We start from the raw sequence: 15077 nt of genomic DNA, 5'->3' as shown, positions 1-15077 counted from the left end.
GAGAGCGCGGCGGGACGGCCGGCGAGAAGGGGGACGGCGTGCGGGTCACTGTGCGGCAGAGGCGGGAGAGGCTGGTCGCGCGGCACCTGCTGTCCGGCGGGGCGCAGACCGCGGAGCAGGCGGCGGCCGCGGTGGTGGCGCTGCACGGCACCGACCCGGCGACCGTGTTCCTCGCGGCGGGCGCCCGCCTGGCGGCGCCCGGCCCCGAGCCGGTCGAGCGCGCCCTGTACGCCGAGCGCACCCTGGTCAGGATGACCGGCATGCGGCGCACGGTGTTCGTCGTGCCGTCGGAGCTGGTGCCTGTGGTGCACCATTCGTCCATGCCGCCGATCGCCGCGAGGGAGCGCAGGTCGGTGCTGAAGGCGCTCGCCGAGGGCGGCGGCTGGGACGAGGCGTGGCTCAAGGACGTCGAGGCGTCGGTGCTGCGGGTCCTGGCCGAGGCGGGCGAGGCGTCCGCGTCGGAGCTGGGCGTGCTGGAGCCGCGGCTGCGCGAGCGGTTCAGGGTGGCGGTGGGCAAGCCGTACGAGGCGACGCACAGCGTCGGCAGCCGCCTGCTGCCGCTCATGGCGATGGAGGGCCTGCTGGTGCGGCGTGGCCGCCCGTCCGGCTCCTGGGTGGACGGCCGGCACCTGTGGGGCCTCGCGCCGGAGATGGAGGAGCTGCCCGCCGCGCAGGCCCAGGCCGAGCTGGTACGCCGATGGCTGGCGGCGTTCGGCCCCGGCACGGAGGCGGACCTGAAGTGGTGGACGGGCTGGACCGTCACCGAGGTGCGCCGCGCGCTCGCGGCCGTGGGCGCCGTGCAGGTGGAGCTGGACGAGGGCGCCGGTTACCTGCTCCCCGACGACCTGGACCCCGTCGAACCCGGGCACGTTCCCGAAGGGGCGGCGTTGCTGCCGGCGCTCGACCCCACCCCGATGGGCTGGCAGGCACGCGATTGGTACCTGCCCGCCGGGCACCGGGCCGAGCTGTTCGACCGCAGCGGCAACGTAGGGCCGACGGTGTGGTGGGACGGCCGGGTGGTGGGCGGCTGGGCGCAGCGCGCGGACGGCGAGATCGTCTGGCGGCTGCTGGAGGACGTCGGCGCCGACGCGGCGGCCGCGGTCGAGGCACGGGCGGCCGGGCTGGCCGCCTGGCTGGGCGACGTCCGCGTGACTCCCCGCTTCCGCACGCCGCTGGAACGCGAGCTGTCCGCCTGACCGCCGCGACGACTCCCCGGTCGGCGGGAGGCGTTCCGAGTCGGCGCGGCGTCGCCGGGCGGGGGTCAGGCCATCGCGCGGATGAACTCCTCGAGGGAGTAGCGGCCGTCCTGGTCGGTGTCGGCGGCCAGGCTCAGCTCCGCGAGCGCCTCCGGCGGCAGGTCGGGGAAGTGCCGCCGCAGCTCGGCCTCGGTGACGTAGCCGTCGCCGTCGGCGTCGATCGCGGCGAACGCGCTCTTCAGCTCCGCCAGCCGCTCTTCCGGGAGTTCCGAGGTCACGGGTCCGCCCTCCCCTCGCACCGCCCCGCCGGCCGGCGGGCGCGTCACCTGTCACCCTACCGGCGGCCGCCCGCCCGGCCGCCTCTGAGCGGGCCGTCACGGGAGGTGTGACCGTGCCAGCCGCATGAGGCGGCGGTGGGCGGCGGCGCCCGCGCGGCCGAGGTCGTCCTGCGCCGCGGTACGCAGCTCGCCGTCCTCGACGACCGTCTCGCCGCCCACGAGCAGGCGGGCCAGCGGCGGCTGCGGCCCGAGGACGAGCGCGCAGACCGGGTCGGCCACGGCCGCGGCGAACGGGCCGTCCACCCGCCACAGGGCGACGTCGGCGAGCTTGCCGGGTTCGAGCGTGCCCAGCTCGGCCGCCCGGCCGAGGTTGCGGGCCCCTCCGAGGGTGGCCAGCTCCAGCGCCTGCCGGGCGGTCAGCGCCCGCGGGCCGTACCTGGCCCGCTGGAGCAGCAGCGCCTGCCGCATCTCCCCGGCGAGCGGCGTCAGCTCGGACGAGGCGCTGCCGTCCACGCCGAGCCCGACGTTCGCGCCGCGCCGCAGCAGCTCCGAGACCCTGGCGATGCCGGCGCCGAGCCTGCCGTTGGACGACGGGCAGTGGGCCGACCCGGTGCCGGTCGCGGCGAGCCTGCCGATGTCGGCGTCGGTGAGGTGCACGGCGTGGGCCAGCCACACGTCGGGGCCGAGCCAGCCGAGCTTGTCCAGGTAGTCCACGGGCCGCAGGCCGAACCGGGCCACGCAGTGCTCGTCCTCGTCGAGGGTCTCGGCCAGGTGGGTGTGCAGGCGCACCCCCTTGTCCCTGGCGAGCGCGGCGGCCTCGGTCATCAGTTCGGCGCTGGCCGAGAACGGCGAGCACGGCGCGACCGCCACGCGCAGCCTGGAGGAGGGCGACGGGTCGTGGTGCTGGTCCACGGCGGCGGCGGTGGCGGTGAGGATCTCGTCGAGGTCCTCGACGACGGCGTCGGGCGGCAGGCCGCCGCGTGACCGGCCCCTGTCCATGGAGCCGCGCGCCGGGTGGAAGCGCAGGCCGACGCGCCGCGCCGCGTCGATGGTGGCGGCGAGCAGGTCGCCGCGCCCCTTGGGGAAGACGTAGTGGTGGTCGCTGGTGGTGGTGCAGCCGGACAGCGCGAGCCAGCCCAGCGCGGCCCCGGCGGCGCCGCCGACGACCTCGGCGTCCATGGCGGCCCAGACGGGGTAGAGCGCGACCAGCCACTCGAACAGCGTGGCCTCCTGCGCCAGCCCCTGCGTGGCCCACTGGTAGAGGTGGTGGTGGGTGTTGACCAGGCCGGGCGTGGCCAGGCAGCCGGAGGCGTCGATCCGTTCCGCGCCGGGCGGCGGCGCCGGGGCCCCCGCCATGGGGCCGACGGCGGTGATCGTGTCGCCGTCGATGCGGAGGCGGCCGCGCGGGATCTCGGGGCCCGCCACGGGGGCGACGTGGGCGTTCTCGATGACGAGGGTCCTCACCCTGACCTCCTCTCCTCCGCCTTCCTGGCCGCGGCCAGCCGGACCGCGTCGAGGATCTTCTCGTAGCCGGTGCAGCGGCACAGGTTGCCGGCCAGCGCCTCGCGGATCTCCGCGTCGGACGGCTCGGGCACGCGCTCCAGCAGGTCGTGCGCCTGGACGATCAGGCCGGGCGTGCAGAAACCGCACTGCACCGCCCCGCACGCGGCGAAGGCCTCCTGCACCGGGTCGAGCCGGTCGCCGGCCGCCAGACCTTCGATGGTGCGTACGCGGCGGCCCTCCGCCTGCCCCGCGGCCACCAGGCACGCGCACACCGGCGAACCGTCGAGGTAGACCGTGCACGAGCCGCACTCGCCCTGCTCGCAGGCGTTCTTCGAGCCGGGCAGCCCGACCCGCTCGCGCAGCACGTACAGCAGGCTCTCGCCCTCCCACACGCCGTCCACGACCTCCTCGCGGCCGTTGACCGTGAAGGTGACGCGCATCAGGCGGCCCTCCTTCCCAGGTGGTCGTCCCAGGCCCAGCCGAGGGTGCGGCGGGCCAGCACCGCGACGGCGTGCCTGCGGTAGGCGGCGGTGCCGCGCACGTCGTCGATGGGGTCGGCGGCCCGCGCGCACAGCTCGCCGAAGCGGCGGGCCAGCGCGGGCGGCAGGGGCGCGTCCCAGTCGAGCTCGGCCGCCAGGAACTCCTCCGCCTCCAGGGCGCGGCGCGGCGTGGGCGCGGCCGAGCCGATGCCCGTGCCGGCGCGCCGCGCGGCGGGGTCCAGGGCGATCGCGAACGAGCAGACCGCGATCACCATGGCGTTCCTCGTGCCGACCTTGGAGAAGTACTGCGGTCCCGGCGCGGGCCTGACCCTGATCGCCCTGATCAGCTCGTCGGGGCGCAGCGCGCTGCGCTTGACGCCCAGGTAGAACTCCTCGGCCGGGATGAGCCTGACGCCGCCGTCGCGCGACTCGGCCTCGACCACGGCGCCCGCCGCCAGCAGCGGCGGGTGGCTGTCGCCCGCCGGGGAGGCCGCGCCCAGGTTCCCGCCGACGGTCCCGCGGTTGCGGATCTGCGGCGAGCCCACCGTCCGCGCCGCCTGCGCCAGGCCCGGCAGCGCGCCGCCCAGCTCGGTGATCACCCGGGCGTACGTCACGTTCGCACCGATCCGGTACACGCCGTCCACGATCTCCCACCGGCCCAGCTCGGGCACCCGGGTGAGGTCGAGCAGCGCCTCCGGCCTGCGCACGTCGAAGTTGATCTCCACCATGACGTCGGTGCCGCCCTGGACGGGCGCCGCCCCGGGCCGGTCCGCCCTGGCGGACAGCGCCTCCTGCCAGGTGGCAGGCCGCAAGAAGTCCATGCGCTACTCCCAGGCGAATCCGGCGTCGGGGGCGTCCTCGCGCAGCACCGTGCCCTCGATCAGCCCGTACGGGCGGTCGGCCGCGTGGAACACCTCGTTGTCGTTGGGCAGCCCGAACGGCGACAGGTCCACGGGCAGGTGGTGCCGGTTCGGCAGCGACAGCCTGACCTCGCAGAGCTCGGGGCCGCCCGCGAGGACGCGCTCGCCCATCGCGTACAGGGTCTGCTGGAGCGACAGGCTGCGCGTTCCCGCGAAGGCGTCCAGCAGGCCGCGCCGCGCCCGGGCGTACGACTCGCCGTAGGAGGCCGTCTCCCCCGCGTGCCGCCAGCGGGCCGTGACGGCGGTGGCCAGCACCCGGTCGGTGGCCGGCTGGAGCGTCGTGTACGCGTCCACCGCGAAGCCGTGGAACTCGGAGGCCGTCGTGTTGAGCACCACGAGGTCCTTCAGCCCCGACACCACCGTCGTGGACCCGTCGTCGTCGTGGTGGACGACGCAGGTGCGCACCGCGCCGCCGTCCCTGACGAACGCGTGCGGGGGGCCGCCCGGCACCCGGTTCCACGCGTACTCCTCGATCTCCACCCTGGCGTGGCGCACCGGGGGCCTGGTGGCGACGAAGTGCCGGGCCAGCAGCGCCGCGAACTCCTCGATCTCGCCGACGCCGTGCCGTGCCGCGAACGCGTAGACGGTGTTCTTCTGCGAGTCGGTCGGCAGGACGGCGGCGTTGTCGCCGGTCAGGTGGGCGGCGTCCATGTCGCCGGAGAGCGAGGTGCTGACGCTGAGGTCCTTCAGGTGGTGGACGGGGCCCTCCCTGGCCACCCTGACCAGCCTGGTCTCCGCCTTGCCGTAACGGTTGGGGCCGAGCACGATCGACGACATCTAGCTCCCTCGGTAGGTGGAGTACGCGTACGGGCTGAGCAGCAGCGGCACGTGGTGGTGCGCGTCCGGGTCGGCGACCGTGAACGTGATGACGACCTCCGGGTAGAACGTGTCCGGCAGGTAGGCGCCCGTGTCGAAGACGGCGCGGTGCACCCCGGCGCCCGGGTTCCAGCCGCTGATGCGCCCGTCGGCGTCGGTGCGGCCCTCGGCCACCACCCTGCCTTCGTGCTCCAGGCGCACGGACAGGCCGGCGGCGGGCCGTCCGGTGACGGCGTCGAGGACGTGCGTCGAGAAGCTCATCGGGCCTCCCCCATGGTCCTCGCCAGCCGCAGCGTGGCGATGCCGGCGAGCTCCCGGCGTACGGTGGCGCGCTCGGTCTCCTCGTCGTGGCCGAGCCGCTCGCGCATGCGGGCCAGCAGCTCGTCGCCGTCCGAGCCGGAGGCGCGGACGAGGCAGACGTGGCCGAAGCGCTCCTCGTAGGCGCGGTTCGCCTCGGCGAGGGCGGCGCGCAGCCGGTCGGGCACGCCCGCCTGCTCCTGCCGCGACCAGGACGCCTCCCTGCCGTCGCCGGCGGGCGGCTCGCCGATCCTGGGGTGCGCGGCCAGCGCCTCCAGGACGTCCGGCCAGGCCAGCGCGCGCACCGCCGCCTCCGCGGCGTCCGTCAGCTCCGCCAGGTCCCGGTACGGCCGCCCGTCCGCCACGGCCGCCGCGAACGCGCGGGAGGCGCAGCAGGCGAGCAGCGCCTCCTCCGCCTCGGCGCGGGACGCGCCGTTGAATCCCGCGAGCGCCTTGCCTTCCGACATGTCAGCAGTACACCCAGCCGGTGCGCGTCCGGTCCATCCGCACAAGCTCCCAACCACCGGGCCCGCGGGCCCCGTCTTTTCGTGTCATGCTCCAAGGCCGGGGGGCTCACGTGGGCGTTCCCTGGACGGCGCCCGCCTACACTGAGTGCCATCATGAGCGCGACATCCCTGATCGGCGGACACGTGTTCGTCGCCGGCGGCCTGGCGACGGGCGGCCTCAAGTACATGGCCGACATCGGCGCCGAGATGATCCAGGTGTTCGTCACCAACCCGCGCGGCTGGGCGCTCCCCGAGGGGAAGCCCGACCAGGACGCGAAGCTCGCCGAGTCGGGCGTGCCGACGTTCGTCCACGCGTCGTACCTGGTCAACTTCGGCTCGCCGAACGAGGAGACGCTCGCGCACTCGGTGGCGGTCATCCGGCACACGCTGCGCCGCGCCGCGACGTTGCGCGCCAAGGGGGTGGTGGTGCACACCGGGTCGGCGGTGACGCAGTCGCATGACGACGCGCTGCGCCAGGTGCGCGAGCACCTGCTCCCGCTGCTCGACGAGATCCCCGACGACGGCCCCGACCTGCTGCTCGAACCCATGGCGGGCCAGGGGGCGATGCTGTGCGCGACGGTCGAGGACCTGGAGCCGTACCTGGCGAGCCTCGACTGGCACCCGAGGGCGGGCGTCTGCCTCGACACCTGCCACGCCTTCGCCGCCGGGCACGACCTGGCGGCCGCGGGCGGGGCCGCTCGGACGCTCGACACGCTGCACCGGATCGCGCCAGGACGACTCAAGCTCGTCCACGCCAACGACTCCAAGGACCTGTGCGGGTCGAAAAAGGACCGCCACGAGAACATCGGCGCCGGCCACATCGGCGCGCAGGCGTTCGCCGAGCTCCTGCACCACCGGGCGGCGGCCGGGGTGCCGTTCTGCATCGAGACGCCGGGCAAGGCCGACAAGCACCGCGAGGACGTCGCCCTGCTGAAGAAGCTGCGCGACGGCTGACGCGCGGGGCGGGCCGCCTGTCACGTGAGGCAAGGCGTTCACGTGACAGGGGCGCCTGCTCACGCGATCCGGCCGCCCCCGAAGGCCGGATCGCGGGGCCGGGTCGCGGCCGGTGCCGGCCGGTGCAGGCGCCCCCTCACGTGGACGGCAGGCGGGCCCTACCCCCCCGGTAAAGGGCCCGGCGGCCGCGGTGACCTGGGCGGTCACCAGTGAAGCCGGCGCATCAGACCTGCGGTGGGCCGGGCGGCCCGTCCCCCCCGATGCGCCGGGCGGCTTTCTGATGCCGAAACACTACGGTTGCGATCTTGTAGGTGAAACCCGGTTTACGGACAGCTCGTCGAACGGTCAGTAACCATCGATGTACGGAGCGCGTCCGTCCGGCGAGCGGGCGCTGCGGCGCGACGAACGGTATCCATGGGGGCCCGCGCAGCACTGCCCCGTCCTCGCGGCGGCGCGCCCGTCCCCGGCGGCGCCGCCCTCGAACCCGCGTGACCAGCGACATCGCCGCACAGCCGCCCCGACGCCGCACCGCCGGAGCGCGCGGACGGCGCCCCGACGCTCCGCCCCGTTTCACGCTCACCCCTTAGGAGGAGCCCTGGCCCCGTCCGGGTCGCCACGGCTGCTTCATGGACGCCCCGGCCGCGCGCCGCGGCCGGTCGAGCCCGGAGCCGCGAGGGTTGGGGGCATCCGGATCGCGCCCCCCGTCAAGCCGGAAAGGCGCGAGCACCCCGGCGGTCAGGAGAAGGTCGTCCTGGGCCCGCGGATGAGCTGCTCGCGGACCTGGCGGGTGTGGCGGCGGCTGACCTGAAGGGTCTCCGTGCCGACCGTCAGGCTGACGCGCCCGCCCTCGAACCTGAGCTCCGTGACATGCCGGGCCGAGACGAGGGTGCTGCGGTGGATGCGGATGAAGCCGGCCTCGGACCAGCGGCGCTCCAGCGCGGCCAGCGACATGCGGACGAGGTAGCTGCCGTCGCCGGTGTGCAGGCGCACGTAGTCGCCCTTGGCCTCGGCGAACCAGACGGCCACCTGGGGCACGAACCGGGTGCGGCCGCCCAGCTCCACCGGGATGACGTCGTCGCGCCCCGGCTCCGGCGGGGGCGAGGCCGCGGCCTCCAGGCGCCGCACCGCCTCGGCCAGCCGCTCGGCCCTGACCGGCTTGAGCAGGTAGTCGACGGCTTCGAGGTCGAACGCCTGCACCGCCCACTCGTCGTACGCGGTGACGAAGACGAGCTTGGGCGGGCTGGGGAAGCCGCCGACGAGCCGGGCGAGGTCGAGGCCGTCGAGGCCGGGCATGCGGACGTCGAGGAACACGCCGTCGAGCCGCTCTCCCCCGCCGATCATCTGGACCATGTCCTGCAGCGCGGTGACGCCGTCGGGCGCGGTGGTGACGTGCTCGATCCGGGCGTCCTGGCGCAGCAGGTAGGCGAGCTCCTCAAGGGCGGGCGCCTCGTCGTCGACGGCCAGCACTCGTAGCATGACCACCACGCTGCCGCATGAAGGCAAAGGTCACAACCGAGATTCCAACTTTGCGTCACCGCACGGTCACGCAACGCCACCGGTCAGGGCGGGCCGTCACCCGGCTCCTCCTGGTAGGAGTAGCGCTGCTCCTGCCACGGGTCGGCCAGGTTGTGGTAGCCGCGCTCCTCCCAGAAGCCCCTGCGGTCCTCCAGGAGGTACTCGATGCCGCGCACCCACTTGACGCTCTTCCACGCGTACAGGTGGGGGACGACGGCCCGCAGGGGGAAGCCGCGCTCCGGCGTGAGGGGCTTCTCATCGAGTTCCAGGGCGAACAGGGTGTCGGGGGCGACGAAGTCGGACATCCTGACGTTCGCGCTGTAGCCGTACTCGGCCCAGATCATGACGTGGCGCACCTCGGGCGCGGGCGGCGCGAACTCCATGATCGTGGACGGGGCGACGCCGCTCCACTCGTTGGCCATGAGCGAGAACTTGGTGACGCAGTGGAAGTCGGCCATGACCGTCAGGCGCGGGAGCCGCTCGAACTCGGGCCAGGTGAGACGGTGCACCTCGCCGGAGGCGGTGGCGCCGAAGACGCGGAAGTCCCAGCTGTCGGGCCTGAACGCCGGGACCCTGCCGTAGTGGATCACGGGTCGGCCGCGCGGCACGTACTGGCCTGGAGGCAGGCGCGACTCCTCCACGATCACTCCCCTCGACGGTCTCGCGGTCTTGGGCCATCCTGCCATCGGCCCGCCCGTGGTTCGCGCGCGGGTGCGGTGCGCTAGCATTGCGAGCTATGCGCACCGCGTTCCTGTTTTGGTATGGCGACGGACCCGAGTCCGTTCGCCATCTGACGCTGCGCTAGCAGACAGGCGAACGGAAGGCCCCGGGTCCAGCTGGACCCGGGGCCTTCTGCGTTTTCAGCAGGTGTCGAGAGAGACGTTGTCAACGAGGGAGAGCGGTAGAGATGGTCATCGTGATGGGCCCGGAGGCCACCCCCGGCGATCTGGAGTCGATCGTGTCGGTCGTCCAGGCGGCCGGCGTCGAGGCGTTCGTCAGCAAGGGGGTGCTGCGCACGATCGTCGGCCTGGTGGGCGACGTGACCCAGCTCGACGCGGCGGCGCTGCGCGGCATGCCGGGCGTGCGCGACGTCATGCGGGTGTCCACCCCGTACAAGCTGGTGAGCAGGGAGAACCACCCCGAGCGGTCCACGGTCAGGGTCGGCGGGGTGCCGATCGGCCCCGACACGGTCACGCTGATCGCCGGGCCGTGCGCGGTGGAGACGCACGAGCAGACGCTTGAGGCGGCGCGGATGGCGCAGGCGGCGGGCGCGACGCTGCTGCGCGGCGGCGCGTTCAAGCCGCGCACGTCGCCGTACGCGTTCCAGGGGCTGGGCGAGGAGGGCCTGCGCATCCTGGCGGCGGTGCGCGAGGAGACGGGCCTGCCGGTGGTCACGGAGGTCGTGGACGCGCAGGACGTGGAGCTGGTCGCCTCGTACGCCGACATGCTGCAGGTGGGCACCCGCAACGCGCAGAACTTCGCGCTGCTGCAGGCGGTCGGCGCGGCGGGCCGGCCGGTGATGCTGAAGCGCGGCATGAACGCCACGATCGAGGAGTGGCTGATGGCGGCCGAGTACATCGCGCAGCGCGGCAACCTCGACATCGTGCTGTGCGAGCGCGGCATCAGGACGTTCGAGACGGCGACCCGCAACACGCTGGACGTCTCGGCCGTGCCGGTGGCGCAGCGGCTGTCGCACCTGCCGGTCATCGTCGACCCGTCGCACTCGGGCGGCCGGCGCGACCTGGTGCTGCCGCTGACCCGCGCGGCGATCGCCGTCGGCGCCGACGGCGTGATCATCGACGTGCACCCGCGCCCCGAGCAGGCGCTGTGCGACGGCCCGCAGGCGCTGGTCTTCTCCGACCTCGGCGACCTGGCCCAGGTCATGACGGACTTCCCCCCGCTGCTCGGCAAGGCGGCGGCGGCCGCGCCCGTCACCGCCTGACCCCCGCCTCCCGGGGATGCGGGTACGTCCGGCCCACCCTCGCCGGTCGTACTCACCGGTGGTCTGAGTACGCGCACCCATGCGCCGGGCCGCCGCCGCGGGCCACGATGGGCCCATGACCAAGCCCATCAGGCCCACCCAGACCACCGCCTTCTACGCCCAGGCGGTGCTGTCGTTCGCCGTCTCCGTGGCGTCCATGGTGATCGCCCTGGCCTACCTGCCCGCCGCCGCGTGGGTCAGGGCGTTCCTGGCGCTCGGCCTGCTGTACGTCGTCACCTCCACCGTCACCCTGTGCAAGGTCGTCCGCGACCGGCAGGAGCTGGTGGAGGTGAGCAGCCGCGTGGACCAGGCCAGGCTGGACAAGCTGCTGGCCGAGCACGACCCGTTCAAGGTGGACGCCGCCTGACGGCGCGGCCGTCAGATCGTGTACTCCTGGACGGAGTCGGCGAGCTGGACGCACAGCTCCTCGGCGTCGAGCCGGCGCTCGATCTGCTTGAGGTCCTCGATCTTGGCCCGCGTCTCGGCGCGCTTGGGGGCGAGCAGTGAGCAGCAGTCCTCGTCGGGCAGCTCGGAGATCTCCAGCGTGCCGATGCGCCGCGCCTCGGCCATGATCTCGGTCTTGTCCCAGCCGACGAGCGGGCGCAGGATCGGCAGGTCAACCGCGTTGTCCTGGGCGGTGATGTTGGCGAGGGTCTGGGAGGAGACCTGGCCGAGCGCGTCGCCGGTGACGAGCGCCGAGGCGTGGATGCGGTGGGCGACCTCCTCGGCCGTCTTCAGCATCAGGCGGCGCTGCGCGATGACCGCCAGGCGGTCCTGGCCGGACGTGCGGATCGACTGCTGGGCCTTGCCGAACGGCACCACCCAGAGGCGCGACCTGCCCTGGAACCTGTCGAGCTTCCTGACCAGCGCGTACGCCTTGTAGATCGACTCGGAGGTGGTGAACGGGATGCCGGAGAAGTGCAGGAAGTCGACGTGGAGGCCGCGCCGCATCATGCGGTAGGCGGCGACGGGCGAGTCGATGCCGCCCGACATGAGCACCAGCGCCCGGCCGCTGCTGCCGACCGGCAGGCCGCCCTGGCCGGGGATGCCGTCGGTGTAGACGAACACCTCGTCCCTGTCGACCTCGATGGAGAGGGTCAGCTCGGGCCTGCTCAGGTTCACCGGAAGGCCGTACTCGTCGTTGATGGCCCCGCCGACCAGCCGGTCGAGCTCGTTGGAGCGCAGCGGGAAGCGCTTGTCGCGGCGGCGCGAGCGCACGGCGAAGCTGGCGCCCCGCTTGACCTCGTCGCGGTCGCGCAGCAGCTCCAGCCCGGCCTTCATGACGGTGTCGGGGTCCTTGGCGACCCGCCAGGCGCGGTGGATCCAGACCAGGCCGGGCACGTCGGCGACCCGCTGGGCCACGGCCTCGGCCTGCTCGACGGTGGCGCCCGGCGGCATGAAGATCGCGACGACGCCGTGGCGCCTGCGGACGTCGAGCTTGAGGTCGAGCTGCCGCAGGGCGTCGCGGATGTTGCTGACCAGCCGTCGCTCGAACAGCTCGCGGTTCTTGCCCTTCAGGACGATCTCGCCCAGCTTGAGCAGAACGCACGGCTCGCCCAGGGCGGACATCGTCATGGTGGAACCTCCGGGGAAGACGGGGAACGCGCGCCTAGATGGCAACGCCGCGACCCATCGAGTTTAGTCCGCGTCCAGGCCCTGCTCGATCGCATATCGGACCAGCTCGACCCGGTTGTGCAGCTGGAGCTTGCCGAGCGTGTTCTGGACGTGGTTCTGGACGGTGCGGTGCGAGAGCACCAGCCTGGCCGCGATCTGCTTGTACGACAGGCCCTTGGCGACGAGCCTGAGCACCTCGGTCTCGCGCTCGGTCAGCCGCGGGCCCTCGGCGGGGGCGGGCTGGGCGGCGAGCCTGCGGTACTCGCCGAGCACCAGGCCGGCCAGGCCGGGCGTGAACACGGCGTCGCCCTCGGCCGTGCGGCGCACCGCGTCGAGGAACTCCTCCTTGCGCGCGGACTTCACCAGGTAGCCGGACGCGCCGGCCTTGACGGCGTCGAGGACGTCGTCCTGCTCGGCGCTCGCCGACAGGACGAGCACGTGGGGCCGCGGCTCCACGGCGCCCAGCCGGGCCGCCACCTCCGCCCCCGACAGGTCGGGCAGGCGCAGGTCGAGCACGACGACGTCGGGCCGGACCGCCGCGGCGGCGGCGAGCGCCGCGCGGCCCTCGCCGACGGCGGCGACCACCTCGTAGCCCGCCTCGGTGAGGTCTCTCGCGACGCCGTCGCGCCACATCGGGTGGTCGTCCACCACCATCACCCGGATCGCGCCGGCCCCTGCCATGCGGGCCACTCTAGGACCGCTCCCGCCCGCCCGCACCCCCCGTCGGGGCGGGGACGGTGATCTCGACCTCGGTGCCCGCCGACGGGGCCGAGGTGATGACGACGGCGCCGCCGAGCCCGGCGACCCGTCCCCTGATCGACTGGGCGACGCCGAGGCGGCCGTCGGCGAGCGCCCGCTCCAGCCGTCCCTCGGGGATGCCGGGCCCCTCGTCCCTGACGGTCACCGTGATCGTGGCGTCGCCCGACTCGGCGAACACCCAGGCCCGCGCCCCGGGCCCGCAGTGCCGCCGAACGTTGTCCAGTGCCGCGCCGACGGCCGCCGCGGTCTCCTCGGCGACCCGGGCGGGCAGCACGAGCGGCGTGGCGGGCGTGGAGACGGTGATCAGCTCGGAGCCGTACCGCATGAGCAGGGTGCGCAGGTCGGCCGCGCCCGAGGGCGCGGGCCGGGAGGAGATGAGCTCGCGCAGCGCCGCCTCCTGCTCGCCGGCCAGGCGCCCCAGCTCGGCCGCCTCGCCGCCGAGCCGCCGCCCGCGCCGCTGGACGAGCGCGAGCACCTGCAGGACCGAGTCGTGGATGTCGCGGGCGATCCGCTCGCGCTCGCGCTGGGCGGCCTCCATCTCGACGGCGCGCTGCATGCGCGCCTCCGCCTCCCTGGCCAGCCGCGCGACGTGGCCGACGACGACGCCGGCGAGGAACAGCAGCACGGCGCCGTTGCCCGGCACCGCCGCGCCGGGGGTGCGGACGCGCAGCCACAGGTCGGTGGCGGCGACGGCGGCCGCTGCGACCGCTCCCGCCCGCCTGCCGCCGTGCACCGCCCAGGCGAGGACGGGCCCTGCCACCCAGGTGGCGGGGACCGGCAGGCCGCCCGCGCCGCCCTGCCCCGGGCCCTCGACGTACGGGGTGGCGAACAGGCAGGCCAGGGCGACGAGCAGGTCGAGCGCGAGGAGCGGGCGGCGGGGCACGCCGGCGGCCGGGTAGGCGAAGGCGGCGGCGGCCGTCCACACCGCCATGACGCCGATCACCAGCCAGCCCGCGACCGGGTGCGCGTAGCCGCCGTGCCGGGCCAGGAGGACGGCCGCGTACGCCAGGGACGCCACCCGGTACACGGTGATCGCCCGGAGGAACGGCCCCTCGATCCCGGGGTTATTCACCGCCGACTTGACAGATAGTTCGAGTATCCATGCGAAATGGACATTCACCCTGACACAATCCGTGAACCCCCAAATACAAGGAAGACCGTTATGTCCGCTGTGAATCATTTCACCCACGGTCCGCTCACGCCGGTCCTCGCCTACGTGATGTCGTGCATCGGGTCGATGCTCGGACTGCGGCTGACCGCCCAGGCGCACGTCTCGCGAGGAGCGTCGAAGGTGCGCTGGCTGATCGGCGCGGCCATCTCGATCGGCGGCACCGGCATCTGGGTCATGCACTTCATCGCCATGATGGGCTTCGAGGTCGAGGGCACGACGATCAGGTACGACGTGCCGCTCACCGTCGTCTCCGCGCTGGTCGCCATCGTGGTCGTCGGCACGGGCCTGTTCCTCGTCTCGTACGGCAAGGGCAGGCTGCTCTCGCTGGCCGGCGGCGGCCTGCTCACCGGCCTCGGCGTGGCCAGCATGCACTACCTCGGCATGTACGCGATGAACATGTCGGCCCACGTCACCTACGAGCGCCCGATCGTCGCCGCCTCGGTGGTCATCGCCGTGGTGGCGGCCACGGCGGCGCTGTGGTTCACGCTGCGGGTCAGGCGGCCGATCTGGATCGCGGGCGCCGCGATCGTCATGGGCGTGGCGGTGGCCGGCATGCACTACACCGGCATGGCGGCGATGATGGTGACGGTGGACCCGGAGCCCGGCGCGGTCACGGGCGCCGACGCGCTCGACTTCCTCGTCCCGCTCATGACCGTCATCAGCCTGATCACCCTCACCATGCTGCTCATGGTCCTGCTGTCGCCCTCGGAGGAGGAGCTGAACGAGGACGCCGCGCTCGTGGCCCGGCTGGAGATGCGCAGGCGCACCGCCGAGCAGCGGCCCCTCGCCGCCCCGCCGGCCTCCCAGGCCCCGCGGGCGCAGCCGGGGGCTCCCGTCCAGGCCCCGCAGGCCCAGCAGGCCCCGCCGGCCCAGGCGCCGCAGGTGCCGCCGGCGGCGCCCGCCCCGCCGTTCGCCGCGCAGCCCCAGCGGTACGCCCAGCCGTACCCCCCGGTGCCCGCCCAGCAGAGGCGCCCGCGCGGCAGGTGACGCGGGCGCCCCAGGGGCGCGGCTCGCGCCGCCGAGTGGGCCGCCTACGTCGCGGCGCGAGCCGTACCCCGGGCGGGACCGTAGCGGTGACCCCCGCCCGG

Annotated in this window: 17 protein-coding genes; 5 read left to right on the top strand and 12 right to left on the bottom strand. The window is 74.2% G+C overall.

Annotated elements, in window-relative coordinates; genetic code table 11:
* Positions 1 to 38 precede the first annotated feature (38 nt).
* Positions 39 to 1196, top strand: coding sequence for a winged helix DNA-binding domain-containing protein (locus BMX74_RS10100; protein WP_091099850.1), 1158 nt, complete (start codon positions 39 to 41; stop codon positions 1194 to 1196).
* A 65-nt stretch (positions 1197 to 1261) separates the two neighbouring features.
* Here the strand turns inward: BMX74_RS10100 and BMX74_RS10095 are convergent, their stop codons facing one another.
* From BMX74_RS10095 to uraD, 7 genes are all read right to left on the bottom strand, one after another.
* Positions 1262 to 1474, bottom strand: a complete 213-nt coding sequence (locus tag BMX74_RS10095) for an EF-hand domain-containing protein (RefSeq protein WP_055503164.1) — start codon at positions 1472 to 1474, stop codon at positions 1262 to 1264.
* 96 nt (positions 1475 to 1570) lie between these two features.
* Positions 1571 to 2938 (bottom strand): 8-oxoguanine deaminase, encoded by a 1368-nt coding sequence (locus tag BMX74_RS10090; protein WP_055503165.1) that lies wholly within the window; start codon positions 2936 to 2938, stop codon positions 1571 to 1573.
* Positions 2935 to 3417: a (2Fe-2S)-binding protein gene (locus tag BMX74_RS10085; protein ID WP_055503166.1), complete on the bottom strand. Its 483-nt coding sequence runs from the start codon at positions 3415 to 3417 to the stop codon at positions 2935 to 2937. The genes BMX74_RS10090 and BMX74_RS10085 overlap by 4 nt, the downstream gene beginning before the upstream one ends.
* A complete protein-coding gene (locus BMX74_RS10080) occupies positions 3417 to 4277 on the bottom strand; it encodes an FAD binding domain-containing protein (protein ID WP_091099848.1) in 861 nt (286 codons plus the stop codon). The genes BMX74_RS10085 and BMX74_RS10080 overlap by 1 nt, the downstream gene beginning before the upstream one ends.
* A gap of 3 nt (positions 4278 to 4280) precedes the next feature.
* Positions 4281 to 5153 carry a factor-independent urate hydroxylase gene (gene pucL / locus BMX74_RS10075; protein ID WP_091099846.1) on the bottom strand — a complete coding sequence of 291 codons (873 nt, stop codon included), beginning with the start codon at positions 5151 to 5153 and terminating at the stop codon, positions 4281 to 4283.
* Positions 5154 to 5453 (bottom strand): hydroxyisourate hydrolase, encoded by a 300-nt coding sequence (uraH, locus tag BMX74_RS10070; RefSeq protein WP_055503169.1) that lies wholly within the window; start codon positions 5451 to 5453, stop codon positions 5154 to 5156.
* A complete protein-coding gene (gene uraD, locus BMX74_RS10065; protein ID WP_091099844.1) occupies positions 5450 to 5956 on the bottom strand; it encodes a 2-oxo-4-hydroxy-4-carboxy-5-ureidoimidazoline decarboxylase in 507 nt (168 codons plus the stop codon). Before uraD ends, uraH begins: the two co-directional genes overlap by 4 nt.
* A 153-nt stretch (positions 5957 to 6109) precedes the next feature.
* On the opposite strand from uraD, the gene BMX74_RS10060 reads away from it, so the two are divergent.
* Positions 6110 to 6949 (top strand): deoxyribonuclease IV, encoded by an 840-nt coding sequence (locus BMX74_RS10060; protein WP_055503171.1) that lies wholly within the window; start codon positions 6110 to 6112, stop codon positions 6947 to 6949.
* A 735-nt stretch (positions 6950 to 7684) separates the two neighbouring features.
* Here the strand turns inward: BMX74_RS10060 and BMX74_RS10055 are convergent.
* A complete protein-coding gene (locus BMX74_RS10055; protein WP_055504050.1) occupies positions 7685 to 8425 on the bottom strand; it encodes a LytR/AlgR family response regulator transcription factor in 741 nt (246 codons plus the stop codon).
* 83 nt (positions 8426 to 8508) lie between these two features.
* Entirely contained in the window at positions 8509 to 9105 is a 597-nt protein-coding gene (locus BMX74_RS10050; protein ID WP_055504051.1) for a molybdopterin-dependent oxidoreductase, read from the bottom strand.
* A gap of 266 nt (positions 9106 to 9371) precedes the next feature.
* On the opposite strand from BMX74_RS10050, the gene aroF reads away from it, so the two are divergent.
* Both aroF and BMX74_RS10040 read left to right on the top strand, forming a co-directional pair.
* Positions 9372 to 10406 (top strand): 3-deoxy-7-phosphoheptulonate synthase, encoded by a 1035-nt coding sequence (gene aroF, locus BMX74_RS10045; RefSeq protein WP_091099841.1) that lies wholly within the window; start codon positions 9372 to 9374, stop codon positions 10404 to 10406.
* Positions 10407 to 10521: 115 nt separating this feature from the next.
* Positions 10522 to 10812 (top strand): YiaA/YiaB family inner membrane protein, encoded by a 291-nt coding sequence (locus BMX74_RS10040; protein WP_091099839.1) that lies wholly within the window; start codon positions 10522 to 10524, stop codon positions 10810 to 10812.
* A gap of 11 nt (positions 10813 to 10823) precedes the next feature.
* Here BMX74_RS10040 and thiI read toward each other — a convergent pair whose 3' ends face one another.
* The 3 genes from thiI to macS all read right to left on the bottom strand — a co-directional run bounded on the left by thiI (position 10824) and on the right by macS (position 13890).
* The gene (gene thiI, locus BMX74_RS10035; protein WP_091099837.1) at positions 10824 to 12020 is read right to left on the bottom strand and encodes a tRNA uracil 4-sulfurtransferase ThiI; all 1197 of its coding nucleotides are present in this window, start codon (positions 12018 to 12020) and stop codon (positions 10824 to 10826) included.
* A gap of 63 nt (positions 12021 to 12083) precedes the next feature.
* Positions 12084 to 12740 carry a response regulator gene (locus BMX74_RS10030; protein ID WP_091100146.1) on the bottom strand — a complete coding sequence of 219 codons (657 nt, stop codon included), beginning with the start codon at positions 12738 to 12740 and terminating at the stop codon, positions 12084 to 12086.
* Positions 12741 to 12750: 10 nt separating this feature from the next.
* Positions 12751 to 13890, bottom strand: coding sequence for a MacS family sensor histidine kinase (macS, locus tag BMX74_RS10025; RefSeq protein ID WP_256256859.1), 1140 nt, complete (start codon positions 13888 to 13890; stop codon positions 12751 to 12753).
* Positions 13891 to 13980: 90 nt separating this feature from the next.
* Between macS and BMX74_RS10020 the strand changes: the two genes are divergently transcribed.
* Entirely contained in the window at positions 13981 to 14976 is a 996-nt protein-coding gene (locus BMX74_RS10020) for an MHYT domain-containing protein (RefSeq protein ID WP_256256858.1), read from the top strand.
* The last annotated feature ends 101 nt before the right edge of the window (positions 14977 to 15077 follow it).

Source organism: Nonomuraea pusilla (genome assembly GCF_900109355.1).
In the GTDB taxonomy this organism is placed as follows: Bacteria; Actinomycetota; Actinomycetes; order Streptosporangiales; family Streptosporangiaceae; genus Nonomuraea; species Nonomuraea pusilla.
Note: the sequence above shows the minus strand (reverse complement) of the source record. Positions and strands in the feature narration are given on the sequence as shown.